This window comes from Nocardia sp. NPDC004722, assembly GCF_053601505.1.
This window is the reverse complement of the sequence record NZ_JBSGBY010000965.1, coordinates 1-2,005: the sequence shown is the minus strand read 5'-3', so window position 1 is coordinate 2,005 and position 2,005 is coordinate 1. Positions and strand designations below refer to the sequence as shown.

Genomic DNA, 2,005 nt, shown 5'->3' with positions numbered 1-2,005 from the left:
ACCGGCGGCGGACCGTCGAGCGGAGGGCGGCGGAACTCACCCTCCCCTTCGGGTTCCCGGCGTTCGATCGCCGCCTCGGTGGGCTGTTCGATCGTCATAGCATCCCTCCACACGCAGGCACGACGTTTGAGCTTTCAGACGAAATCGTCGGTGCCGCGCCTTGCATTTCACTGAACAATCTCTTGTAGCACTTGTTGTAAGCAGCAGCATTTCGCACCAGGGTGTGCGAACGCCAAAGCCGGTCCGGGGGCGTGGGCGGGCGACATGCGTTGCCGCCGTTGCGTTTTCCCCGAACCGGCTCCGAACTCACTTCACGGGAGCAAACCCCGGGGTTTAGCCGCCAGGCTTGGTGACGTGGACTTCCTTGCCCCAGTTGGACAGCGTCACGCTGACATTGCCGGCGTCCTTGGTGACGATGGCGCGCACCAGGTTCGGCCCGGTGCCCGGCGAGGCGGCCGTGGACGGCAGCGTGGTGCCCGAGCCGCTCGGGGGAGCGACGTCCTTGATGTACACGACGATCGGGAAGGTGCCGCCGTCCTTGCCGATCTGCGGGACGACCGGGTCGATGACCGCGGCGTCGATGGTGCCGCTGACCTTCACGACGTCGATGCCGTCGATCTTCTCGCGGCCCTCGGCCTTGGCGTTCTTGATCTGGCCGATGGCGTAGGCGAGGCCCTTGTCCTTGTCCAGGATGATGCCCGGATCGTAGACCTTCTCGGCCGGACCGATCTTGGCGTACTTGCTGCCGTCGCCGGTGTAGAGGGTCTTGTCGACGACCAGGAACTTGGTGTCGGTGAAGTCGGCGTCGTCCGACTTGATCTTGACCTTGGCCTCGCCGATGGCCTGGCCCGCGCCCTGCGGCTGGTTGGTGATGTCGGCCTTGATGCTCTGGAACGGCAGGCCCGGCACGTTGGTGACCTCCAGGTCCGCGTGCACGTTCTGCAGCGTCTGGGTGGTCTTGGCCGACTCGGCGACGATCTGCGCGCCGTCGGGCAGCTGCGACGGCGGCGCGGCCTGCGAGGTGGTGGCCTTGCTGTCGTTGCTCGACGACGAGGAGCAGCCCGCCACCAGTGCGGCGACGGCGGCCGCGGCGATCACGACGGGCAGGACGCCGCGTCGAAGTCCGCGTCCGGATGCCCGTTTACCTTGAGAAATAAGCTGATTCATGTACAACCCCCGAAGCTTCCATTCGATCTCGTAGTTTGGACAGCCTTGCCGCTGCCCGTCGTAGTATGCAGCACTTCGTCCCCGTCCGCGCCGGACGAGGCGATACTTCGGCATCCAACCAGCACAGCAATCGTGTCGCCAAGAATTTTGATCATCCAGCAGCGCAAGCGATTACCCTGCAACCCTGAAATGTCCCAGCTGGGCCCGAGTGTTAACGGGTTTGCAATGCTCGCAGCAAGCCGAGCGACCGCTTACCCGGATGCCATTCCGTCGCTGGATATTTGCGGAAAAGTCGCTGAATATTCAACGATCAGCCGCCTCGTGAATCAACGCCGCCAACTCGACCGGCTTCGACCACATCGGCCAGTGCCCCGTCGGCAGATCCACGTACTCGGCGTCGATGAGCCGCAACTCCTGCATCAACGGCGGCACCTCCTCCGCGTCCCGGAACTGCTCGATCAACGCCGACGGAAAACTGCAGCAGATCACCGTCGTCGGAATCTTCAGCCGCGCAGCCGAATCGCTCAGCTTCACCGGCCGCCCCGCCACCCCGGCTGGAACCGGCACCGCCCGCTCCCGAAATCGCGCCAGCATCGCCTCGTCCAACCCCGCCAAACTGTTCCCCGCCGCTTCGACCTCCGCCCAGGTGTCCGCCAACGGAAACTCCGCCGCCTCCCCGAGCGCCGGATTCAGCACGAACCCATCCGGCATCGGCGCGGTATCGGCATAGATCACTCGCGAAAACCGCTCGGGCGCCATATCTGTCGCCATGTAACCGGACGCGGCGGCCCCCGATCGCCGCCGCCCAGCGGCCGACTTTCCTGCTGCCCTACGACGA

At 65.1% G+C, this 2,005-nt stretch carries 2 protein-coding genes; both read right to left on the bottom strand.

Features of this window, described 5'->3' with window-relative positions; genetic code table 11:
• Positions 1-333: 333 nt before the first annotated feature.
• A complete protein-coding gene (locus ACWELQ_RS44640; protein WP_452403012.1) occupies positions 334-1,098 on the bottom strand; it encodes an LppX_LprAFG lipoprotein in 765 nt (254 codons plus the stop codon).
• A 372-nt stretch (positions 1,099-1,470) separates the two neighbouring features.
• Positions 1,471-1,902: an alpha/beta fold hydrolase gene (locus tag ACWELQ_RS44635; RefSeq protein WP_452403011.1), complete on the bottom strand. Its 432-nt coding sequence runs from the start codon at positions 1,900-1,902 to the stop codon at positions 1,471-1,473.
• Between the last annotated feature and the right edge of the window lie 103 nt (positions 1,903-2,005).